Consider the following 13,694-nt stretch of genomic DNA (forward strand, 5'->3'; position numbering starts at 1 on the left):
CTTTCGGAACGGCGGGCGCGAGGCCTTCGACCGAGGGCTCAGAGCTCCCGCACGGTCTCGACGGCGTCCGCCAGATCGGGCGCGTCGAACAGGTCCATCCCGACGTAGGCGTTCGCGCCCGCCGCGTAGAGGTCCCGCATCGCGTCGATCACGTGTCCCGAGAGCGGTTCCGGCTCGGCGGCACAGAGCGTCCGCCAGTCGGCGACGTCCTCGGCCTCCGCGCGGGCCTTCGCGTCCTCGACCGCCTCGATCCACTCGGTCTGGGTGCGCTTGTGGTACTGCCGGATGACCTCCTTCGAGACCTGCTGGCCGTCGTAGGCGAAGCGGTTCTCGTCGAACGTCCCGACGACGTCGGCCACACGGACCTCCCCCCGGAAGTAGAGACACTCGATCTTGCCGTCCTCGTGGGTCAGCCCGGCCTCGGCCGCCCGGTCGGTGACGACGCGGTTGACCGTCCGCGCGAGCTCCTCCAGCCGGGAGAGGTCCGCGGAGCCGGCGATCCGGTCGGCCTCCGCCCGGGAGAGGTACCGGTCGGACTCCTCGAACTTCGTGGAGAACTCGACGACGGGGTCCGGGAGGTCGACGGCGTCCTCCGGCCAGGACTCGTGGTCGAGACCCACCTCCTCGGGGGTCGCCCGCGAGCGAAGCGAGGAGCCCACGGGAACGCGGTTCCGGAAGACGATCTCGAGGGGGACCAGGTAGTTCTCCCCGGCCGCCTCGTGGAACGCGTCGTAGTCGTAGCGCCGCCCCTCGTGGGGGAGGTCGGGGACCCGCGTGAGATCGATCGCCATCTCGCGGGGCGGGCTCCCCACCCGGTCGAGCTCTCGAACCTGGCCGCCTGAGACGACACCGCGGTAGTGGGTCGGAACCCCTTCGGCTTCGAGCAGTTCGAAGTTGTTCGCGCCCATCGCACACAGCGACGCCCCCTTGTTGGGGATGGAATCGGGCATCTTCCCCCAGTCGAAGACGGAGTAGTCGTCGGTGAAGACGAACGACCCCCGGCCGAGGCGCTCCGGGGTCGCCGGCTCCTCGACCCGGAACTCCTTGACGCTGGTCATGAGCCACCCTCCGGGGGTGCCGGCAAAGGCGTTTCCCATCACCGGCCGGGACGGATCCGTCGCGTGACGCCGGGGCGGTGGGTGTGACTGCCCGGACGCAACGTCTTTGCCGGCGAGCGGGCTACGAGGAGTCGATGTGGCGTCGGCTCGAAGCGCGTGTGCGTGCCGTGGTCGCGAGAGCGCGACGACTGGAGCGACGCGAGATCCGGACGCTCCTCGCCTGGCTCGAGAACACGCGCAACCTCGTCCACGTCTCGATACTCCTGTTCGTGCCGTTCCTGATCGCGGCGGTCTCCGTGCTCTCGGGGACCCTCGAGGGGATCTCGTTCCTGCTGTTCCCGCCGCTGGCGTCGGCGACGTACACCCTGTTCTCGGAGCCCGAGGGGCGGTTCGCCTCGCCGTGGCGGTTCGTCGGCGGCCTCTCCGTCGGCGCGATCTGTGGCTGGGCCGCCCTCGAGGCCGGCGCGATCATCTACGGCGTCCCGATCAGCGGGCTGGAGGTCGACGCCGCGGGCGCGGCGTTCGCCGTCTTCCTCGCCGGCGTCGCGACGTGGCTACTCGACCTGGAGGAGCCGGCGGCGTTCTCGACGGCGCTACTCGTCCTCGTCACGAAGACCTCGCAGCTCGCGTACGTCGTGAGCGTCTTCCTCTCGAGCGCGTTCGTCGCGGGCGTGTTCCTCCTCTGGCGCAAGCAGTTCTTCGAACAGCGCGCGGAGTACCTCTACGCCTCGACACAGGGCGACGACCACGTGCTCGTCCCCTGGCGCGGGGACGAACCGCTCGCGACGGCACGGCTCGCCGCCCACGTCGCCGCCGCACACGAGACCGCCAAGGTCGTCCTGTTCGGCACCGTCGACGCCGAGGACACGGACGGGTCGCCGGCCGTGGACGCGGAGGGGGTGCCGCTCTCCGACGGCGGGGAGATCGGGGACGAGGCGGCGTCGGCGGAGCCGACGCTCGGTCTCGACGTCGTCGCCTCGGAGCTCGAAGCCGAGTTCGGGGTCCCCTGTGAGGTACTCGTGGCGGCCACGGAGGACGGCACCGCCTCCGCCGGGCGGGTGCTCCAGGCGGTCCACGACGCGAACTGCGACCTCGTCGTCACGCCCTACGAGACGCAGGACGGGCGTCTCTCACCCTTCGTCCACGACCTGTTCCACTCGGACACGGACACCCTCGTCCACCGCTCCGCCGACGGCCGCGAGCGGTGGCCGGAGGTGCTCGTCCCGGTACGGAAGGCCGGTGACGTCGCCCACAAGATGATCGACTTCGCGGCGCGGATCGCCGGCGAGGACGGCGGTGTGAGCGTCTGTCACTGTGTCGCGACCGACGGGGACCGGGACCGGGCGGAGCGGATGCTCGGGGACCTCGTCGAGACGGTCCCGAGGAGCGTCGAGACCCGCATCGCCCGCGCGGACATCGAATCGTACCTCGACCGGGTCTCGTTCGACTACGACCTGATCGTCATCGGCTCCTCGTCGGACCGGTCCGCGGCCTCGCGGTTCGTCTCCCGGCCCACGTTCGAGCGGATCGAGGACCTGCCCTGCGACGTGGCCGTCCTCGATCGGAACTTCCGGTACTGAGCGCCGGGAACAGCTCAACGGTTCGGGGCGTCCAGCAGGGGACTCGTGGGAACGGCCGCGGATCGGATCCCCGGGAGCAGACGACCCCGAGGACGACCCGTACGTCCGACGAGCGAATCGCCGGTCCGGTCTACGCCCCTACGCCTCGTCGTCCGGCTCCTCGGTCACCTGCGCGACGTCCTCGTCGTCGTCGACCGTGAGGATCCGGGCCGCGACGTCCTCCATGCCGCCCTGGCCGAACGCCGACTGGACGAGCATGTGGCCGCCGATCACCGACGGCGAGAGGACGATGTCGGCACCGGCTCGCCTGAGCTTCTTCTCGTTCTCGCGGTCGGTCGCGGCCGCGACGATCCGGAGATCCGGATTGAGCTCGCGGGCCGTCAGGATGACCATCGCGTCCTGTGCGTCGTCGTTGGTCGCGGCGACGAGCGCGCGGGCGCGCTCGATGCCGGCCCGCCGGAGCGGGTCCTCCTCGGAGGGGTCGGCCGTGATGACCTCGTAGCCCCGTTCGCGGAGACGCTGTGAGTTCTCCGGGTCACGCGAGATGACGACGAACGCCGCGTTATCCTCGGCGAGCTCTTCGAGTACCGGTCCGGTCAGGTCGCCGACGCCCACCACGATGAAGTGGTCGTCGAGCAGTTCGAGTTGTGAGTCGCTCATTGTTCCGAGTGCCTTCGTGAGTCTGGCCTCGATGGCCGGCGTGAGCAGCGTCCCGAGCGCGACGGCGAACGACGCCGTCCCGATCAGGAGGACGGACATGGCGAACAGCGTCGCGCCCTCCGTCTGCGGGGTGACGTCGCCGTAGCCGACCGTCGAGGCCGTGACGAGCGTGAAGTAGAACGCGTCGGTCAGCGTCTCGACGCCGGTGAACTCCTCGCGGAGGACCCACGCGCCGGTGGTCCCGTACAGCTGCGCGCCGGCGATGGCGGCCAGCGCCGACAGCTGTGTCGCCGAGAGGTCGAGTTCGCGGTCGAACACCCGCCAGTTGATCAGCAGTGCCGGGAGCGTCAGCGCCGAGAGCACCATCAGCGGCAGCGAGACGGGGACGGGGATCTCGAGTCCGGGGATCAGGAGCGCGCGTGACTGGGCCAGTCCCTGGAGCGCCGTCACGGGCAGGAGCACCAGCGTCGAGACCCAGGCGGCGCGGAGCCCTCGACGGAGGCCGACGACGCTCGCCAGCATCAGAAACCCCGTGAGCGCACCGGTGAACCCGACGACGCCGCGGAGGTTCGGCGGGACGTAGGGCGCGACGGGTCCGGAGACGGCGGTCGAGCCGATGTTCGCGATACCGGTCACGACCGAGAGCACGGCGACCGCGGCGCTCAGCAGCACCGCCGCCCTGACCCGGAGGAGCGGGCTGGAACCGCCCCCGCCGTCGCCCCGGCCTCGTGCCATACCCGTCGGGGAGGCGAGGGGGGCTGTTAAACCACACGCCCTTCGGGCGATGTGCCCCCCGTATATCCCGTTAGGGGTTTAACCGCGGCTGCAGGACCGTGGGTATGGCACCACTCCCAGTCGAGGTGCTGTTCGGCATCTATCTCGGCGTACTGACGGGTATCATCCCGGCTCTGGTCTCGGGGGTGCTGGGGTTCGTGTTCAAGTACTTCACCGACGTGACCGTCCCGGGGTTCGCCGTGGTCGTTCTCGGCCTCGCGATCGCCGGAGTGAACGGCGGGTTCCTCGCGCTCGCCGACCCGTCGCTCATGCAGAACGCGAGCGCCCCGGTCATCGTGGTCGCCATCATCGTCGTGCTCATGATCACGCTGTACGCCCACGCCAAGGGCGACGAGCTCGGGGCGAAGTTCCCACACCGGCTCTCGTTCGGGGCGATCCGCGATCGAACGCTCTCCTCGGACGTCGTCGATTTCGTGGGGAGCCGGGGGGAGGTCCGTGTCGAGGTGAGCGGCGAAGTGGGGGACATCGAGGGCTACCCGCCGCTCCCGGACGCCACCCGGACGGGCATCCGGGAGGGTGACTGGCGGCTCCCCGCCGACCTCCCCATCTCGGAACTGGAGACGCGGCTCGCCGAGCGGCTTCGAACGGAGTTCGACCTCTCGGAGGTGATCGTGGAGATCGACGAGCGGGGACGCGCGACCGTGTCGGCCGCCCCGCCACTGTCGGGGCTCTCGAAGCGGGTTCCGAGCGGCCGCAGGGCAGTCTCCGTCCAGACGCTCGTCCCGTCGGGGCTCGCCCGCGGCGACGAGGTGAGCGTGGTCACTCCGGAGGAACGGGTCGAGGGGACCGTCCTGAGCGTCGGGACGGGTAGCGGATCGTCGTTCAGCGACGACGCAAAGGCTCCCGCTGGGGACCCCGATTCCCCACCCACCGACGGCGAAGCGACCGACGGGGAGACACCGCCACCGCCGCCCCGATCCACGTCGAGAGGTGGTGATGGGCGACTGACCGTGGCGGTCGCGCGTCCCGACGCGTCGACGCTGCTGCGGGCCGATCGTCCCCGCGTCGTCGTCGGGTCGCGAGGGGTCAGACGCGAGTTCGAACTCGTCTCGCTGCTCCGGCGGGCCGGCAGGCGATTCCGCCGAGTGGCGGTCCGCTCGGGCAGCACCCTCGATGGGGCGACCCTCGGATCGGCCAACGTCCGGGAGACGTACGGCGTGGCCGTCCTCGCGGTCCGACAGCCCGACGGCTGGACGGTCGCACCGCGCGGGGCGCAGTCGCTGACCGGCGGCGACGAGGTGTTCGTCGTCGGGACGCGCGAGCGCCTCGACGGGTTCCAGGAGGCGGTCGCGTGACGGCCCTCGTGCTCCCCGCGGCACAGATCGCGCTGACCGAGGACCTGCTTCCCGCGGTGGCTCGTGCCGCGGGGCTGGTCCTCCTGTCGGGCGTGCTCGCGACGATGATCTCGGCGCTCTATCGGTGGTACGCCCGTACCCGGATCCCCGACGGGGTGGCCGTTCTCGTGGGCGTGAGCGGTGTCGGTATCCTCCTCAACTCCACGAGTGCGCTCGCGTCGGTCATCGACGAGAGCACGGAGATACTCACCATCGACGACGTGCTGTTCAACGTCGCGGTGCTCCTCCTCGCGGTCGGAGCCGCCCTGGTCGGTCGCCGCTCCGGTGACCGGCTGGGCGAGAGCGTGCTCGTGCTGCTGGGCGCTCGACAGATCGAGGCCGACGTGAGTACCATCGTCCGGACCGTCGGTCGGCGGACCGCCGTCACCCTCCCCGACGAGATCGAGGACATGGAGGGGTACGACCCGATGCCCCCGGAGACGAAGGCGAAGTTCGCCGGCGAGACCCTGGTGTTCCCGCGACGGCAGACCGTCGGCGAACTGGAACGGCGGGTAGTAGAGCGCATCAAGAGCGACTACGGCGTCGGCTACGTCGACATCGACATCGACGAGACCGGCTCGGTGACGTACCTCGCCGTCGGATCCCGGCAGGCCGGGATCGGGCCGACGCTCCCCCCCGAGACGGTAGCGGTAGCCGTCAACGCCGATCCCTCGTCTGCCGCCAGCGCCGGCGACGTCGTCCAGGTCTACCGGACGACGGCCGAGAGCGCCGAGCGTGTCGCCGGTGCCGAGGTCCGCAGCGTCGACGGCGACGTCGTGACGCTCGCGGTCGACGCCGCCGAGGCCGACGCGCTCGACCCGGAGACCCGTTACCGGCTCGTCACGATGCCGGTCGAGCCGCGCGCCGACCGCGAGTTCGCCTCGCTCCTCCGTGCCGCGGCGGAGACGCTCGGCGTCGTGACCGTCGCCGAGGGGAGTTCGCTCGCCGGCCTCCCCATCGGGGCGCTCGACGTCGCCGTCGTCGCGGTCCGCCCCCCCGACGCGCCGGTCGAGACCCTCCCCTCGCGCGACCGGACGCTCGCGCCCGGTGAGACGGTCTACGCGGTCGCCGAGCCGGCCGTGCTCAGGAAGCTGGAGACCGCAGCTGCCGCCTCCGGCGCGGAACCGGTCGTCGCCACCGACGCCGATTGATCCACAGCGATCGATAGCGACTAATCCGGTGCCTCCCGACGCCCCGACATGAGCGAGACCGACGAACCGATCGACCCCTCGGAGATCGGCGAACGTGACGCCCCGCCGATCGAGGAAGCGCCCTACAAGATCGTCTTCGAGGCCAACAAGTGCATCGGGGCGGGCCGGTGTGCCGAGGTCTCGACCAACTGGGAGCTGTCGCTCGACACCGGAATCGCCGCCCCGAAGGTCTACTTCTTCGACGAGGCCGACCTCGAACACAACGTCCGTGCGGCAGAGGTCTGTCCGGCGAAGAAGGACCGTGGCGTGATCCACGTCGTCGACCGGCGGACGAACGAGGAGCTCTCGCCCGACCCGAACGGCGACGGGACGCTCTCGGTGGACTGGTAGCGGACAGGCGGTGCGAGGCCGACCCGGAGCGGCGCACCGCGCGACCGCGTCCCGATCCGGGATGAGGGCTACGTCACGGAGCGAGGTGGTCGCGGTTTCCTACTTGAACCCTCGCGTGACTCCGACCACCCCCGTCGACCGAAACCGACTTTCGACGCCCCGTATCAGGTGTGACTGCGCGGGGGTGGCCGAGTCCGGCCAAAGGCGGCGGACTTAAGATCCGCTCTCGAAGGAGTTCGAGGGTTCGAATCCCTTCCCCCGCACCTTCTCGCTGCGAGCGGACGCGAGCAGCGTGAAGTGCGAACGGAGGGTTCGAACCGGACGAGTCGCAGTCCGCGCAGCGAGCGGAGCGAGCGAGCGAGCAGGACCGTCTCGGCGTGGTTCGAATCCCTTCCCCCGCACCTTTTTACACGCTCGCGGACGCCTCCGGCGTCCGCTCGCGGCAAAAAGGTGCATCAAAAAGGCACGCCTCGCTCCCGTTGGTCGCTCGGCGCGGGTGAGTGCATAGCGGTTACCACGACAGCAACGCAACAGCACAGTGGCAGCACTGTCTGAGGGGTCACTATCGGCTGTCCTCACTGTCGAGTCAGAGATCGGCGGTCGTTCGACGCGCTTTTTCCCCTCTCGGACCTACTACCGGTAATGACCGACGTTCCAGACCGATTCGTCCGGGCGTTCGAGGCCCACGAGGCGTTCGAGCGGGCGGGGAGCGAGGCGTTCGGCCTGACGACGACGCGGCTCGACGCCCGCGTGACCGCGACCGCGACCGGCGACTGGGAACTCCGGTACACCCTCACCGTCCGGGCACCGATGCTCTCGACGGCCGTCGTCGGCGAGGCGGTCGGCCCGGCCGTCGAGGATGGGTGGTTCGACACCTACGAACTCAGGCTCGAGGACGCCGCCGGCGCGGTCCGCCAGGACGTCGACGTCGAGGAGTACACCGTCGAGGAGCGCGACGGCGAGGCCGTCGCCACCTTCGAGTTCGAGTGGGGTAACGCCGACCGGGCACCGGACATCGCGAAGGCCATCGCCGAGTACGCCGAGGGGACGTACGTCGAGGGTGTCGTTCCGGGGTACGAGTACGGCCCACCGGTCTCGGACCTGCTCTCCTCGGCCAGGCAAAGCGACGAGGGCGAAGGGTCGAGCGGTCCGATGCCGCTGTAGGCGGGGGCCGCACGCTCACGGGATCGAGAGCGAAACGGATCGGAACCGGGAGGATAAGACGTCACGGCGGGACGACCCCACGTTCGCCGGAGAAACGTGCGGCGGATCGTTATTCGAGCGCGACGTACGTCTTGGTGTCGACGACCCCGTCTATCGAGCGGATCTCGGTCGCGGACGCGCCGAGGACGTCGTACACCTCCTCGGCATCGACCTCGGCGATGATGTCGAAGTCGCCGGCGACGATGTGCGCCTCGGTGACCCCACCGACACCGAGCACCGCATCGAGAACGGTCTCCGCGGCGACCGAATCCGCCTTCACCATCACGAACGCGTGAACCATGTCAACTGGGAACACGGCTGCGGACAAGAAGCTTTGGCCGGCCCTCGCGGAGCGCCGGCGACCGGAGCGGCCCGCCGTCGGGTATCGACCACGGGACGATGGCGTGGAAGAACCGTGCCCGCCCCCGGAGTCGGACCGACCACCTCTCCCACTCGCCCCGGTGCGTCCCGACCGTTCGACCATCCCCAGTACGTCGATCAGCCTCCTCGTCGTCCCCGACCGCGTCCGCCTTCGCCCGGACGTGGCCCGAGGGGGGCGGCGAGCTACTCCGCGGGTTCGAGCTTGAACCCGTAGCGCGTGACGCCCTCCTGCGTGTAGATCCGCCGGATCACGGGATCGACCCGGTCGCCCGCCTCGACGGTCGCCGTGGAGACCACCTGCGCCGGCGCGGTCGCCTCCTCGCCCGCCGCCTCGAACGCGACGATCGCCACCTGGAAATCGCCGCTCCGGGCCTGCTGTTCGGCGAACTCGGGTGGTGCGCCGCCGCGACCGATGGTCGTGATAGCCCGGACCTCACCCGGGCCCGAGAGTGGGACGTCCTCGAACTCGACGAGCGTGTCGCAGTCGTTGCACGCGCCCTCCGGCGGGAAGGTGAGCCCGTCACACTCCGGACACCGCCCGGCGACGAGACGGTGGCGCTGCGGGAGCGACCGTCGCCAGGTCGGAACCGAGACGTACGCGCCGCCACCGTCGGGCTCGCCCGGCGTGATCTCGCCGCGCCGCTGGAGGTACTCGGCGTAGGGGAGTTCCGTCTCCCCGTCGAGGTCCACCTCGGCCGGTACCTCACCCCGGCGCTCGACGACGAGCGCGTCCGCGCCCGCGCCGGAGCCGAACGAGGCGGCGAGCACCCGTTCGTGGCCGTCGTCGAGCGCCCGGGCGAGCGAGAGCGGGACGCTCGCCGCACCAGTATCCCCGAGATCGGCGACCGTCGCACACGTCGCGATGGTCTCGGCGTCGACGCCGAGCGCGCCGGCGGCGCGGTACGGAATCCCCCCGTCGGGGGCCTGTACCGCGGCGGCGTCGACTTCCCCGAACTCGATCCCCTCGACGGCTCCGCCGAGCGCCCCCGAGAACGCGCCCCTGTCGTAGTTCGTCACACCGAGCCCCTCGACCGACTCGCTCCCCGATCGGCGGAACCGCGTCCCCGGGTACGGCGTGGCGTACTCGCTCCGGGCGACGACCTCGGCGGGTGCGTCGGGGGAGAGCAGGAACGCGGCCGCGCCGGCCCCCCCGGCGTGCTCGTGGTCGTCGTGGGGCTCGCCCCGCGGGCAGTCGGCGGCGACGACGAGCCCCGGTCCCTCGTACGCGGCGTCGAGGCCGGCGACGAGCGCCCGCGTCCCCGCGCGGGTACTCGCGCCGAACGACTGCCGGACCGCCGTCGGGGGCACGCCGAGGACGGACCCGAGGCGAGCGGTCAGGTCCTCCTCCTCCAGCGGGGGGGTGGTCGTCGCGAACGCGAGGAACCCGACGTCCGTCCCGTCGAGGTCACCGGCCCCGAGCGCGCGCCGACCGGCCTCGGCCGCCATCGTGAGCGCGTCCTCGTCCGCGTCGGGCACCGATTTCGTCTCGATACCTCTGGGGGAGCTCCCCCACACCTCCGCGAACTCCTCGCCGTCGATGCGGAGGTCGGGGGCGTAGGCACCGACGGCCGCGATACCTCGGTGCCCCTCGCCTCCGGAACTCATGCGCCCACCTCCCGCTCCCGTTCGAGGACGTGGACGACCGCGGCACCACCCGACCCGCCGACGTTGTGCGTGAGACCTCGTACTGCTCCGTCGACCTGGCGCTCGCCGGCCTCGCCCGAGAGCTGTTTGAACGCCTCGACCACCTGTCCCGCGCCGGTCGCACCGATGGGGTGACCCTTCGACTTGAGGCCACCGGAGGTGTTCACCGGAGTCTCCCCGTCGCGTCTCGTGGCTCCCGAGGCGACGAGTTCGCCCGCCTCGCCCGGCTCGCAGAGCCCGATGTCGGCGTAGGCCATCAGCTCGGCGATGGCGAAACAGTCGTGGACCTCCGCGAAGTCGAGGGCTTCGGGGCCGACGCCGGCCCGCTCGTAGGCGGTCTCGGCCGCCTTCCGGCTTGCCGGCACGCCCGAGTAGGTCTCGCGCTGGAACAGTCCCACGCGATCCGAGGCCGCGCCGACACCCGCGACCCGGATCGGGTCGTCCGTGTACTCCTCGACGACGTCCTCGCTGGCCAGCAGGACACCGGCCGCGCCGTCGGTCGTCGGACAGCAGTGATAGAGCGTGAGCGGGTCGGCGACCGTCGGGGCCTCCATCGCGTCCTCCAGCGTACACTCGAACCGGAGCTGTGCGTGGGGGTTCTTCGCCCCGTTCTCGTGGTTCTTCACGGCGACGTGCGAGAGCTGTTCGCGGGTCGTCCCGTACTCGCGCATGTGCGCGCTCGCCATCTGGGCGTAGACGCCCGCGAACGTCGTCCCCGAGAGGCGCTCCCACTCGGTCTCGCCCGAGACGCCGAGCCAGTACCGGACGGCGTCACCCGAGATGTCCGTCATCACCTCGACCCCGCCCGCGAGGACGACGTCAGCCATCCCCGATCTGATGGCCTGGACGCCCTGGCGGACGGCGTAGCCGCTCGCCGCACAGGCGTTCTCGACCCTGGTCACGGGGATCCCGTGGAGCCCGACGTGTTCGGTGACGGCCGGCCCCGGGAGACCGAGCTGTCGACCCCCGACGCCGAGCGTGCCGACGACCGCCTCGTCCACCTCCTCAGGGTCGATACCGGCGGGGACGCTGTCGATCGTCGCCTCGAACGCGGTCTCGAACAGCGACCGGTAGCTCTCGTCGGGGAACGAGCCGAACTCCGACTGGCCCGCGCCGACGACGTACGCTTCGCGCATACCCCCTTCCCCGATGCGCGTGATAAATAACCCCCGGGCAGGAGCCCACGGTACTCCGAGGGCGACGTCCGGGCGGTCCCGTCACCGTTCGCCTCGACACCAGCCATCAAATGCGAGCTCCCCGTACGGGGCGTATGGCGCGATCACCGTGGAGCGTCCTCCTCGTCGCGGTGGTGGTCGCGCTCGCTGGCTGCGGGAGTGTGATCTCACCTACCACCTCGACGACGGAGACGCCGCTCACTCCCGTAACGGTCCCGACCGACTCCCCGACGGCCGAACCGACGGAATCAACTGCCACCCGGACGCCGGCCTCGCCGGTCCCCGAGCCACGCTACCTCCGTCTCCGGCCGACCTGCGAGCGCCCGCCGGGGCTCGTCGTCGCCATACAGGTCGGGGCGCTCCGGAACAACCCGCCCGGGAGCCGCGAGGGGTTCAACACCGCCTGGCAGTTCGCCGCACCGGGCAACCGCCGCGCGATCGGTTCCTTCGCCCGGTTCGTCGACGTCGTCGAGCGGGGGTACGGACCGCTGCTCGACGCCGAGGCGGTGACGATCGGACCGGTCGGTCGCGAGGAAAGCATCGCCTCCCTTCGTGTGACCGTCCGGAACGGGAACCGGACGACCGCCTACCGGTGGCGGCTCCAGCGACAGTCCGACGGTCCGCTGGAGGGCTGCTGGCTGTCGACCGGCGTCGTCGGTGTGGAGGGCGAGTCGACCCCCACGAGCGGTCGACCGACGGTCGGTCTCCTGCGATAGGGCCCCGTCTTACCCCCGGACGTGCTCGACCCCGCAGAACCCCAGCGCGACCCTGGCGTGGGTCCTCGCGGCGTCCAGTATCGACGGCAACGTGGTACGCCCGTCGGTGCCGTGGAGTCGGTCGCCGGTCGGGCTCGAGGAGTGGCTCGGAACTGTTGGCTCCGTGGGCCCCGAGCGGTCCCGACGCGGGGCCCGTTCTGGGGCGGCGACCGCGAACCGCGTCGGAGCCCCATTCGGTCGGCAGTCGTCTCCGTCACGCCGAGTGATCCGCTTCGAGCGCGATGGCCCCGCGATCCTAATGGTGCTTCTCGGTCCACTCCTCGATCGTGAGCCCCATCGCCTGCATCGTCATCGCGTTCGTGCTCACCGAGTTCGCGCTCTCGATCAGCGCCGCCTCGATGGTCTTCCCGGGGATCGCGTACCGTCCGTGGGGGATCCCCCGCGTCACCTCCGGAGGGAGGCCGACCTCCGCTGCGAGCGCGTATCCGGACAGCTGGTGGGGCACGTCATCGCCGGCGTACCGCGGGTCCGGGTCGACGAGCAGGTCGTCGTCCACGTGGACGGTGTACTCGAGGCACTTCCCCACGTCGTGGGTGAGCGCGAGGACCCTGACGACGTCCCTGTCGACGTCGATCCCGTAGAACTCCTCCTGGACGTCGGCGCACGCGATGGCGGCCCTGAACACCCCTCGCAGGTGGGCGACGGTGTTCGGCTCCGGGATGTTCCACGTGTGCGGGACGTCGTGGACGTCGCGCCAGCCGCCGCGGTCGAGCGCGAGCGTCCAGACCTCGACCGTCTTCTCGCGCAGGTCGGCGTCCGCGATCGATTCGATCTCGGGAAACGCCTCCCTGACCTGGTCCTCGTAGTCGATGTCCGTGTTCCTCTCGTCGGTGTCTCCTGGCATCGGTCGGTCCTCGCGGGACCCGCGCCCGTCCCGCGTGACGCCTTCCGAACTGAGGTACATAAACACCCCCGCCGGATCCCCCGCACCTCGAGAACACGAACCGCGGGAGCGCCGGACGTCACGTCGGGGGCGATCGGAGCACGGGCCTCCCTCACGCGGCGTCCTTCGGCGTTCCGGCCCTCCGACCGCGGTCACCGAAACCACCTTGCGGTACACCCGCCCAGTCCGATCCATGCGCTACTTCGATGACCTGACCGAGGGCGAGTCGTTCGACCTCGGCGAGTACACGCTCACGCCCGAGGGGGTCGTCTCGTTCGCCTCGCAGTGGGACCCACAGCCGTTCCACCTGGAGGAGTCGGGCGCGGAGGGATCGGTGTTCGACGGCCTCGTCGCGAGCGGGCTCCACACGCTCTGTATCGGCGGGAAGCTACTCGTCGAGGGGTTCATGAACGACGTGGCGAACATGGGCGGCCGCGGCATGAGCGACATCCGGTGGCACCGCCCGGTCGCCCCCGACGAGACGCTCTCGGGCCGCGTCACCGTCGCCGAGAAGGACGAATCGACCCGTCCCGACAGGGGTGACGTGTCGTTCGACCTCGCGGTCTACGGGTCCGGGGGCGAGCCCGTCCTCACGACGACGTTCCGGAACATCGTCCGCCGACGGGAGTAGCTCATCCGCGGTAGGATGGATCGGTTCCGGGGG

The 13,694-nt window shown here is 70.7% G+C and carries 13 protein-coding genes and 1 tRNA gene; 8 read left to right on the forward strand and 6 right to left on the reverse strand.

What is annotated here, in order from left to right; translation table 11 throughout:
• Positions 1-38 precede the first annotated feature (38 nt).
• On the reverse strand, positions 39-1,058 hold the full coding sequence (locus tag WDJ58_RS18285) for a phosphoribosylaminoimidazolesuccinocarboxamide synthase (RefSeq protein WP_338914738.1): 1,020 nt from the start codon (positions 1,056-1,058) through the stop codon (positions 39-41).
• Between the two features lie 134 nt (positions 1,059-1,192).
• Here WDJ58_RS18285 and WDJ58_RS18290 point away from each other — a divergent pair, with 134 nt between their 5' ends.
• Complete coding sequence (locus tag WDJ58_RS18290) at positions 1,193-2,638, forward strand: HPP family protein (RefSeq protein WP_338914739.1); 1,446 nt, start codon at positions 1,193-1,195, stop codon at positions 2,636-2,638.
• A gap of 138 nt (positions 2,639-2,776) precedes the next feature.
• Here the strand turns inward: WDJ58_RS18290 and WDJ58_RS18295 are convergent, their stop codons facing one another.
• Entirely contained in the window at positions 2,777-4,033 is a 1,257-nt protein-coding gene (locus WDJ58_RS18295) for an NAD-binding protein (RefSeq protein ID WP_338914740.1), read from the reverse strand.
• A gap of 104 nt (positions 4,034-4,137) precedes the next feature.
• Between WDJ58_RS18295 and WDJ58_RS18300 the strand changes: the two genes are divergently transcribed.
• The 5 genes from WDJ58_RS18300 to WDJ58_RS18320 all read left to right on the forward strand — a co-directional run bounded on the left by WDJ58_RS18300 (position 4,138) and on the right by WDJ58_RS18320 (position 8,132).
• Positions 4,138-5,388, forward strand: a complete 1,251-nt coding sequence (locus tag WDJ58_RS18300; RefSeq protein ID WP_338914741.1) for a potassium channel family protein — start codon at positions 4,138-4,140, stop codon at positions 5,386-5,388.
• Positions 5,385-6,578, forward strand: a complete 1,194-nt coding sequence (locus WDJ58_RS18305; protein ID WP_338914742.1) for a potassium transporter TrkA — start codon at positions 5,385-5,387, stop codon at positions 6,576-6,578. Before WDJ58_RS18300 ends, WDJ58_RS18305 begins: the two co-directional genes overlap by 4 nt.
• A gap of 48 nt (positions 6,579-6,626) precedes the next feature.
• Entirely contained in the window at positions 6,627-6,968 is a 342-nt protein-coding gene (locus WDJ58_RS18310) for a ferredoxin (protein WP_338914743.1), read from the forward strand.
• Positions 6,969-7,146: 178 nt separating this feature from the next.
• Positions 7,147-7,231, forward strand: a tRNA-Leu gene (locus WDJ58_RS18315).
• A gap of 379 nt (positions 7,232-7,610) precedes the next feature.
• Positions 7,611-8,132 carry a DUF5813 family protein gene (locus tag WDJ58_RS18320; RefSeq protein ID WP_338914744.1) on the forward strand — a complete coding sequence of 174 codons (522 nt, stop codon included), beginning with the start codon at positions 7,611-7,613 and terminating at the stop codon, positions 8,130-8,132.
• Positions 8,133-8,241: 109 nt separating this feature from the next.
• On the opposite strand, the gene WDJ58_RS18325 is transcribed toward WDJ58_RS18320, so the two are convergent.
• The 3 genes from WDJ58_RS18325 to WDJ58_RS18335 all read right to left on the reverse strand — a co-directional run bounded on the left by WDJ58_RS18325 (position 8,242) and on the right by WDJ58_RS18335 (position 11,332).
• Complete coding sequence (locus tag WDJ58_RS18325; RefSeq protein ID WP_338914745.1) at positions 8,242-8,472, reverse strand: Lrp/AsnC family transcriptional regulator; 231 nt, start codon at positions 8,470-8,472, stop codon at positions 8,242-8,244.
• 263 nt (positions 8,473-8,735) lie between these two features.
• Positions 8,736-10,157, reverse strand: coding sequence for a zinc ribbon domain-containing protein (locus tag WDJ58_RS18330; RefSeq protein WP_338914746.1), 1,422 nt, complete (start codon positions 10,155-10,157; stop codon positions 8,736-8,738).
• Positions 10,154-11,332 carry a thiolase domain-containing protein gene (locus tag WDJ58_RS18335; RefSeq protein ID WP_338914747.1) on the reverse strand — a complete coding sequence of 393 codons (1,179 nt, stop codon included), beginning with the start codon at positions 11,330-11,332 and terminating at the stop codon, positions 10,154-10,156. The genes WDJ58_RS18330 and WDJ58_RS18335 overlap by 4 nt, the downstream gene beginning before the upstream one ends.
• A gap of 134 nt (positions 11,333-11,466) precedes the next feature.
• Here WDJ58_RS18335 and WDJ58_RS18340 point away from each other — a divergent pair, with 134 nt between their 5' ends.
• Positions 11,467-12,087, forward strand: coding sequence for a DUF4864 domain-containing protein (locus WDJ58_RS18340; protein WP_338914748.1), 621 nt, complete (start codon positions 11,467-11,469; stop codon positions 12,085-12,087).
• A 295-nt stretch (positions 12,088-12,382) separates the two neighbouring features.
• On the opposite strand, the gene WDJ58_RS18345 is transcribed toward WDJ58_RS18340, so the two are convergent.
• Complete coding sequence (locus tag WDJ58_RS18345; protein ID WP_338914749.1) at positions 12,383-12,991, reverse strand: HDIG domain-containing metalloprotein; 609 nt, start codon at positions 12,989-12,991, stop codon at positions 12,383-12,385.
• A 232-nt stretch (positions 12,992-13,223) separates the two neighbouring features.
• Between WDJ58_RS18345 and WDJ58_RS18350 the strand changes: the two genes are divergently transcribed.
• Positions 13,224-13,661: a MaoC/PaaZ C-terminal domain-containing protein gene (locus tag WDJ58_RS18350; RefSeq protein WP_338914750.1), complete on the forward strand. Its 438-nt coding sequence runs from the start codon at positions 13,224-13,226 to the stop codon at positions 13,659-13,661.
• The last annotated feature ends 33 nt before the right edge of the window (positions 13,662-13,694 follow it).

The sequence above is a fragment of the Salinirubellus litoreus genome, from assembly GCF_037335815.1.
In the GTDB taxonomy this organism is placed as follows: domain Archaea; phylum Halobacteriota; class Halobacteria; order Halobacteriales; family Haloarculaceae; genus Salinirubellus; species Salinirubellus litoreus.

Coding starts and splice junctions, on each gene's coding strand:
- WDJ58_RS18310 (WP_338914743.1), top strand. CDS start 6,627: ATGAGCGAGACCGACGAACCGATCGACCCCTCGGAGATCGGCGAACGT.
- WDJ58_RS18325 (WP_338914745.1), bottom strand. CDS start 8,472: ATGGTTCACGCGTTCGTGATGGTGAAGGCGGATTCGGTCGCCGCGGAG.
- WDJ58_RS18300 (WP_338914741.1), top strand. CDS start 4,138: ATGGCACCACTCCCAGTCGAGGTGCTGTTCGGCATCTATCTCGGCGTA.
- WDJ58_RS18345 (WP_338914749.1), bottom strand. CDS start 12,991: ATGCCAGGAGACACCGACGAGAGGAACACGGACATCGACTACGAGGAC.
- WDJ58_RS18285 (WP_338914738.1), bottom strand. CDS start 1,058: ATGACCAGCGTCAAGGAGTTCCGGGTCGAGGAGCCGGCGACCCCGGAG.
- WDJ58_RS18330 (WP_338914746.1), bottom strand. CDS start 10,157: ATGAGTTCCGGAGGCGAGGGGCACCGAGGTATCGCGGCCGTCGGTGCC.
- WDJ58_RS18320 (WP_338914744.1), top strand. CDS start 7,611: ATGACCGACGTTCCAGACCGATTCGTCCGGGCGTTCGAGGCCCACGAG.
- WDJ58_RS18340 (WP_338914748.1), top strand. CDS start 11,467: ATGGCGCGATCACCGTGGAGCGTCCTCCTCGTCGCGGTGGTGGTCGCG.
- WDJ58_RS18350 (WP_338914750.1), top strand. CDS start 13,224: ATGCGCTACTTCGATGACCTGACCGAGGGCGAGTCGTTCGACCTCGGC.
- WDJ58_RS18290 (WP_338914739.1), top strand. CDS start 1,193: ATGTGGCGTCGGCTCGAAGCGCGTGTGCGTGCCGTGGTCGCGAGAGCG.
- WDJ58_RS18335 (WP_338914747.1), bottom strand. CDS start 11,332: ATGCGCGAAGCGTACGTCGTCGGCGCGGGCCAGTCGGAGTTCGGCTCG.
- WDJ58_RS18295 (WP_338914740.1), bottom strand. CDS start 4,033: ATGGCACGAGGCCGGGGCGACGGCGGGGGCGGTTCCAGCCCGCTCCTC.